Raw genomic sequence first — 7225 nt, 5'->3', positions numbered from 1 at the left:
CTGGGGTGGTTGGGGCCTCTGGCGCTGGCCGCGGGGCGGGCGGCCCGGCCCCCACCACCCCCACCCCCACGCAGAGTGAGCCCCCCATGCGAGCGCACTGGCAAGCCGCTCACCCCCGCCAGAGTGGGCCACTCCCACCCATGCGGGCCACACCCCCATCCCCACGCAGCCGCGCCCGTCAAGCCACGGCCCATTGGACCCCAGCCACGGAAGAACCGCCTCGACGGCGGCCGCGAGGATCCCGAGGGCGACCCCGACGGGGATCTCACACCCCGCCGGAGCGGCCTACCCGGTTCAGCGCGACAGGTCGCGGTCGTGGCCGGCGAACGGCCCGTCCGAGTAGGCGCTGCGGTAGATCGTGCCCCGCCCGGTCGGATCCGGCACGTGGGGCAGGGAGGGGGACTCGACGGACAGGGCGGAGTCGACGGACGGCGCGGAGTCGACGGACGGGGCGGGGTCGTCATCAGCCGCCTTGCCTCGCCGGGCCCGGATGACGCGGGTGACCACGAACCAGCCGGCGCCCGCCAGGCAGGCGACGATGACCACCTTCTGCAGCACCCCGGCGTATCCCTCGACCAGGTGCCAGTTGTCGCCGAGCAGGTAGCCGGCCATCACGAAGGTGCTGTTCCAGATCAGGCTGCCGAGCGTCGTGTAGACCACGAAGGTCCATACGGGCATCCGCTCCACGCCGGCCGGGATGGAGATCAGGCTGCGGAAGATCGGGATCATCCGGCCGAAGAAGACGGCCTTGACCCCGTGCCGCAGGAACCACTCCTCGGTGCGGTCCACGTCGCTGAGCTTGACCAGCGGCAGCCGCTGCGCGATCGCCCGGATCCGTTCCCGGCCGAGCGCGGCGCCGATCCAGTAGAGCGCGAGGGCGCCGAGCAGGGAACCGAGGGTGGTCCAGAAGATCGCGCTGACCACGCTCATCCGGCCCTGGCCCGCGACGAAGCCGGCGAGCGGCAGGATCACCTCGCTGGGGATCGGCGGGAAGAGGTTCTCCAGGGCGACAGCCAGACCCGCGCCGGGGCCGCCGAGCCGCTCGACCAGTCCGATGACGAAGCCGACCAGTCCGTCCTCGGGCGGCGCGGCCTTTTCGGGGGCGGAGCCGGAGGCGAGCAGGGCGTGCGCGGTACGAATCATGGCCCACACGCTACGAACCGATCCTGGGAGCCCGCCACGGGGCCGGCCCTTCGGCGCGCCCGGGAGGCCCGCGCCGGACCGGGTGTGGAAATCCTCAGGGGACCGTCAGTGGCTTGACCTGTGCGGGTGCGTCACCATCGGCCAGGCGTGATCGGCAGGAAGTCGTGATCGAGGTGGGGCGATGGGGGCGATTTCGGAACGGCCACCGTGTAGTGGGAAGTATCTCCCCTAACGGTACGGGCAGCTGCGTGCCGTTCGCCCAGGGGAGCTGGCCTGGCGCGACGAGGGCACCCTGATGGCGGCGGACGGCTTCGTCCGGCTCATCGATCCGGCGCTGCTGCCGATGGTGGACATGATCCTGCCGTCTCGTCCCGGCGCGTTGCCGGTCTTCGCCACTGCCTTGGGCGACCTGACCGTGCAGCACCAGGGCCGCCTCCTGCCCGATGATTCGGTGCTGTGCGACGACCCGGCCTTCAGCGACGACTGGGCGCGGTCAGTCGTCCTCCTCGTCGTCGCCTCGCGCCGCCGTCTCGACCTGGTCCAGCAGGGCGTCGAGCCGGGCCGCGGTGTCGGGCGGGATCTTCCCCTCGTCGGCCGCGTCGGCGAGGCGCTCCCGCAACTGCTCGACCCGCTTGGCCTGGTCCTTCTGTTTGCCTCGGCCCAGGTCGGCGAGCTTGTCCCGCAGCCCCTCGACCGTCTTGCGGTCGATCTCGCCGCGGGCGTGCGCCCAGGCGAGCGCGGCGGCGAATTCGGCGGCGATCTGCCGCAGGCTGACCGGCTCGGGGCGGGCGGTCACCGACGGCGGGGCGGAGGTCGGCGGCGGTGGCGTCGGATCGGCCGAGGTCGGGTCCGGCTTGCCGGTCGCCGGGGCCGCCGCTGGCGGCGGGCTTCCGTCGTCGCCGAGGACGAGTGTGCCGACGAGCCCGACGAGCAGCGCGACGCCGACGGCGACGAGGGCCGTGACAGGGCGGTTCCGCGACGGCCCCGGGCCGCCGGCGCCCCACCCGCTCGGGGCGGGACGGTCGCTGCGGGCGGTCACGGGGTGGTGCCCGCCCACCGGGGCCGGGTACGACACTCCGGCGCGGCCGGTGCCGGCGGGCCCGGGGTTCGGCGACGGCGGTGAACGGTCGATCAGGGTGGGTGGGTGTGCCGGCGAGGCCGCCGCGCCGGCGGTCCCGGGGGACGGGGTCAGGCCGTGAGGTACGGACAGGGTGGGCAGGATGGCCGTGGGCGGGTCGGCCTGCGCCCCGGCGACGAACCGCGCGGAGAGCTGGGCCGCGCTCGGCCGGCGCGCCGGATCGGTGGCGAGGCAGGCCAGGGTCAGCTCGGCGAGGTCGGCCGGCAGCCCGGGGACCCGTAGGGGCGGCACCGGCGGGTGCCCGGCGTGCACCTCCCGTGCGTCCGCCCAGGTCTGCACGGGCAGTGGAGCCTGGCCGGTGAGCGTGCGGTAGAGCAGTGCTCCGAGGGCGTAGACGTCGCTGGCCGGGTTCGGTGGCCCGGGCCGCATCCGCTCCGGGGCGAAGTAGGCGGGCGTGCCCATCAGCAGTTCACCCGTCTGCCCGGCGCGCGGGTGGTGCGGGCCGGCGAGCGCGGCGATGCCGAAGTCGAGCACCTTGGCGCCGGTCTCGGTGAGCATGACGTTGCCGGGCTTGACGTCGCGGTGCACCACGCCGATGCGGTGGGCGGCGGCGAGCGCGGCGGCGATCTGACCGGCCATCCGCACCGCCTCCGGCCAGGGCAGCGGGCCGGCGGTGAGCCGGTCGGCCAGGTTGTGCCCCTCCACCAACTCCATCACCAGGTACGGCACGACGACGCCGTCCAGGGTCGCCTCGGCGTAGTCGTACACCTGGGTGACGTGTGGGTGGGTGAGCCGCGCGGCGGCGCGTGCCTCGCGCTGGATGGTGGCCCGCAGCTGCGGGTCGGTGCCGAACTCCCGGGTGAGGGCCTTGACGGCGACGGGGCGGTGCAGCACCTCGTCGTCGGCGCGCCACACCTCGGACATTCCGCCGAGGCCGATGCGCTCGCGCAGGACGTAACGGTCGTGCAACCGCAGGGTGGGCGAGAACGGCGACATAGCCGTTCAGTCTGCCCTGCCGGTGGGGGCGGCCACCAGCGCGGTGCCCGCTTGCGTGCCGGTCGTCGGAATTCGGGCGCGCCGACCGGCGTGCACGCCGGTCAGGAGCAGCGCGGCGGCCAGGGTGGGCGCGCGAAGATGGCCGTCAGTGCTTGCGGGCCACGGCTCCGTACATGCTGACCTCGGCCGCCGCCGGGCGGGGCTGCGGGGCGTCCTCGGCGCGCCACTCGGCGACCGACGTGACGCCGGGCGCCACCAGCTCCAGCCCGTCGAAGAACCGGGTGAACTCGGCCCGGGTGCGCAGGTTGATCAGGCCGTGCGGGCTGCCGTTCCGGGCCGCCGCCTTCGCCTCCTGGGCGACGTGCGGGGGCAGGTGGTCGTGGGTGGCGTGCGAGGCCGCCAGGTAGCTGCCCGGCGGCAGCGCGTCGAGCAGCCGGGTGACCACGGCGTACGGGTCGTCGTCGTCTCCGACGAAGTGCAGGATCGCGACCAGCATCAGCCCGACCGGCCGGGACAGGTCGATGGTGCGCAGCAGGTCGGGGTGGCGCAGGATCTTCTCCGGTTCACGCAGGTCTGCGTCGATGTAGGCGGTGGCGCCCCCGGGCGAGCTGGTCAGCAGCGCCCGGGCGTGCGAGAGCACGATCGGATCGTTGTCGACGTAGACCACCCGCGACTCGGGGGCGGTCGCCTGGGCGACCTCGTGGGTGTTGTCGGCGGTCGGGATGCCGGTGCCGATGTCGAGGAACTGGCGGATGCCCGCCTCCCGAACCAGGTGACGCACGGCCCGCTGGAGGAAGCGGCGGTTCTCCAGGGCGGCGGTGCGGATCGTCGGGAACGACGCCGCGACCACGTCGCCGGAATCCCGGTCGGCCTGGAAGTTGTCCTTGCCGCCGAGCCAGTAGTTGTACCGGCGCGCGGGGTGGGCCACGGAGGTGTCGATGCGGTCGCTCGGGTGGGCGGGGCCGGTCGTCGCGCCCGGGGCATCGGTGGTCAAGGTAGCCTCCACGACTCTGCGCCACCCGCGACCGGGGGCGTCCGTCCACTGTCACCGGTCCGCGACCATGGTAGCCGCACCGCCACCCGGGGCGATGCCCCTGCGGCGGTCACCCCGGGTAGAGGTCGTCCAGGATCCCGCCGAGAATCTCCGGCGTACGCTCGGGCGGCTCGGCCTCCACGCAGAGCCGTTCCATCGCCACCGCATAGTGGTCGCGGTCGTCGCGCTTGTCGAGGTAGAGCGCGCTGGTGAGCTGTTCTATGTAGACCACGTCGGGCAACTCCCGGTCGCCGAAGCGCAGGATGGTGAAGGCCCCGCCCGCGGCGGCATGCCCGCCGGCGGCGAACGGGATGACCTGGAGCCGGATGTTCGGCGACCTGGTCGCCTCCATCAGCGCCACCACCTGGTCACGCATCACCCGCGGGCCGCCGATCGGCCGGCGCAGCACGGCCTCGTCCACCACCGCCCAGAGCTGCGGCGGGCTCTCGCGGTGCAGCAACCGCTGGCGCTGCATGCGCAGTGCGACCCGCCGCTCCAACTCGGCCGGCGCGGCCCGCCCGTGCCCGAGCAGCACCACCGCCCGGGCGTACTCCCGGGTCTGGAGCAGGCCGGGGACGAACTGGACCTCGTAGCTGCGGATGAGCGCGGCGGCCGCCTCCAGGCCGAGGTACGACTGGAACCAGTTCGGCAGCACGTCGCCATAGCGGTGCCACCAACCCGGGCTGTTGGCGTCGCGGGCGAGCTTGAGCAGCGCCTCCCGCTCCTCGGGCGCGGTGACGCCGTAGAGGGTGAGCAGGTCGGTGACGTCGCGCTCCTTGAAGCCGACCCGACCCAGCTCCATCCGGCTGATCTTCGACTCGGAGGCGCGGATCTCCCAGCCGGCACCCTCCCGGGTCACCCCGCTGGACTCACGCAACCGACGCAACTGGGCACCGAGCAACATGCGCAGCACGGTCGGGCCGGTCGCCGGACCGCCCTCGGCGGGACCCATCGCCACTGCCGACCTCCACACGCCGGTTCGTGTCGACCAGGCACCCCCGCGCGGCCGACGTGTAAGCATGCCATGAACCGTGAGTGAGGTGAACTCCTTCGGAAACGGACGATCGGCCGTGTCGACGGGGCGGGATCAGGCGATCAGGTTGTCGAAGTCGCCGTCACGGGCGCCGAGCACGAAGGCGGCGATCTCGTCCGCCGTGTAGATCAACGCCGGGCCCTCGGGGTGCCGGGAGTTGCGCAGGGCGATGCCGGCGCCACCGGGCAGTTCGGCCAGCTCGACGCAGTTGCCGCTGGGGTTGCTCCGGCGACTCTTCTGCCAGTCGAGCGGGGGCAACTGGGTGGTGGGAACGCCGTTCGGAGGCTGCTGCATGGGGCGTCTTTCTCTCGCGAGCCCCACCGACGCCGGGCGATGGTGCCTGGTGAGGGGCGCACGGCATCGACGAGAGGCTTCCTGCACGTGCATCTGCTATTGCATCTGCATCGGACAGCGAGCATGATAACGCACATGGACGGTGCCCATCCGTTCACTCAGAGTTACCCGGACCTGGGCTGCCGCCAGGAAAGACAGGACCCGGCACGGGGCGCGGACCATCGCGCGGGGGCCGGAGACATCGTGGTGATGGGAGGTCCCGTGCCGGATCCGATGACCATCGCGTCCGGCATCTGTGCCGCCGGGGCACTCGTCACCTCCTGGCAGCTACGACGCCGCGCGATCCAGGCCGAGGTCGAGATCAGGCACCTCCAGGCGGAGCTCGCCGCCGAGCGGCACGCCGCCAGCCACGACCCCCTCACCGGCCTGCCCAACCGCCGCGCGTTCTACCGCTTGGCCGCCACGCTGCTCACCGACGCGGCCGGGCAGCCGCTGATCGCCGTGGTGCTCGACCTCGACGACTTCAAGCAGATCAACGACCGCTACGGGCACTCCGCCGGCGACCAGGTGCTGGTCAGCGTCGCCCAACGGCTCGCCGCCTTCGCCGGGGACAACCTGGTCGCCCGACTCGGCGGCGACGAGTTCGCCGGCCTGCTGGCCACCCCGACGATCGACCGGCGGTGGATCGAGCGCGCCACCCGACGGCTCTGCGACAGCCTCGCCGCGCCGATCCCGCTGGGCGGGCTCACCGTCCAGGTGACCGCCTCCGTCGGGCTCGCCCCCGTCACCGGGCCGGGGCAGCTCACCGAGGCGCTCGACCGGGCCGACGCCGCCATGTACCGGGCCAAGAGCCTCGGGACGGCCCGCCCGACCCGGCAGCTCGTCGACACCGCCCACCTGGCGGAGTGCTGAACGCGACGCCTTTCGACGTGTCTCGCGCCGATTGACGGGTATGCCGACAGGGTCAGCGCCGCACCCGCCCGAGAGGGGAAACCACCGTGGCGAGCATCCGGGCCCTGGTCCTGAACTGCACCCTCAAGCGGTCCCCCGCCCCGTCGAGCGCCGAGGTGCTCGGGCGCGAGGTGCTCGACGCCCTCGCCGTACAGGGCGTGGCGGGCGACCTGGTCCGGGTCGTCGACCACGACGTGCGGTTCGGGGTCTCCACCGACGAGGGCGACGGCGACGGCTGGCCGGCCATCCGGTCCAGCCTGATGGCCGCGCAGATCCTCGTCATCGCCACCCCTATCTGGCTCGGCCAGCCGTCGGCCGTGTGCAAGATGGTCCTCGAACGACTCGACGCCGAACTCTCCGAGACCGACGCCGAGGGCCGCCTGCTCACCTACGGCAAGGTGGCCGGGGTCGCGGTCGTCGGCAACGAGGACGGCGCGCACCACACCATCGGCCAGGTGCAGCAGGCCCTCAACGAGGTCGGGTTCACCTGCCCCGCGGCAGCCGCCACCTACTGGGTCGGGGAGGCGCTGCACACGGTGGACTACATCGACGCCCGGCCCAAGCCCGACACCACCGGCCGCACCACGAAGGCGCTGGCGCTCAACAGCGCACACCTGGCCCGACTGCTGGCCGAGCAGCCGTATCCGCCGCCGGACGCCCGCGCCGCCGCCGGCCCGAGCCGCGAGCCGGACTGACG

General features: G+C 73.3%; 7 protein-coding genes. 2 read left to right on the top strand and 5 right to left on the bottom strand.

All coding sequences use genetic code 11. The annotated features are described in order from the left end of the window. Positions 1-294: 294 nt before the first annotated feature. The 5 genes from AB0D32_RS22195 to AB0D32_RS22175 all read right to left on the bottom strand — a co-directional run bounded on the left by AB0D32_RS22195 (position 295) and on the right by AB0D32_RS22175 (position 5577). Positions 295-1143, bottom strand: a complete 849-nt coding sequence (locus tag AB0D32_RS22195) for a DedA family protein (RefSeq protein ID WP_357093199.1) — start codon at positions 1141-1143, stop codon at positions 295-297. Between the two features lie 493 nt (positions 1144-1636). Beyond that, entirely contained in the window at positions 1637-3217 is a 1581-nt protein-coding gene (locus AB0D32_RS22190; RefSeq protein WP_357093196.1) for a protein kinase, read from the bottom strand. A gap of 145 nt (positions 3218-3362) precedes the next feature. Then, a complete protein-coding gene (locus AB0D32_RS22185) occupies positions 3363-4211 on the bottom strand; it encodes an SAM-dependent methyltransferase (RefSeq protein WP_357093193.1) in 849 nt (282 codons plus the stop codon). 109 nt (positions 4212-4320) lie between these two features. Beyond that, complete coding sequence (locus AB0D32_RS22180; protein WP_357093190.1) at positions 4321-5208, bottom strand: helix-turn-helix transcriptional regulator; 888 nt, start codon at positions 5206-5208, stop codon at positions 4321-4323. Positions 5209-5337: 129 nt separating this feature from the next. Further along, a complete protein-coding gene (locus AB0D32_RS22175) occupies positions 5338-5577 on the bottom strand; it encodes a DUF397 domain-containing protein (RefSeq protein WP_357093187.1) in 240 nt (79 codons plus the stop codon). 261 nt (positions 5578-5838) lie between these two features. Between AB0D32_RS22175 and AB0D32_RS22170 the strand changes: the two genes are divergently transcribed. Both AB0D32_RS22170 and AB0D32_RS22165 read left to right on the top strand, forming a co-directional pair. Then, the gene (locus tag AB0D32_RS22170; protein WP_357093184.1) at positions 5839-6489 is read left to right on the top strand and encodes a GGDEF domain-containing protein; all 651 of its coding nucleotides are present in this window, start codon (positions 5839-5841) and stop codon (positions 6487-6489) included. Positions 6490-6575: 86 nt separating this feature from the next. Next, positions 6576-7223: an NAD(P)H-dependent oxidoreductase gene (locus tag AB0D32_RS22165; protein ID WP_357093181.1), complete on the top strand. Its 648-nt coding sequence runs from the start codon at positions 6576-6578 to the stop codon at positions 7221-7223. The last annotated feature ends 2 nt before the right edge of the window (positions 7224-7225 follow it).

The organism is Micromonospora sp. NPDC048170, from assembly GCF_040652795.1.
Taxonomy (GTDB): domain Bacteria; phylum Actinomycetota; class Actinomycetes; order Mycobacteriales; family Micromonosporaceae; genus Micromonospora.
This window is presented reverse-complemented; position numbering and strand designations above follow the sequence as displayed.

Coding starts and splice junctions, on each gene's coding strand:
- AB0D32_RS22190 (WP_357093196.1), bottom strand. CDS start 3,217: ATGTCGCCGTTCTCGCCCACCCTGCGGTTGCACGACCGTTACGTCCTG.
- AB0D32_RS22175 (WP_357093187.1), bottom strand. CDS start 5,577: ATGCAGCAGCCTCCGAACGGCGTTCCCACCACCCAGTTGCCCCCGCTC.
- AB0D32_RS22195 (WP_357093199.1), bottom strand. CDS start 1,143: ATGATTCGTACCGCGCACGCCCTGCTCGCCTCCGGCTCCGCCCCCGAA.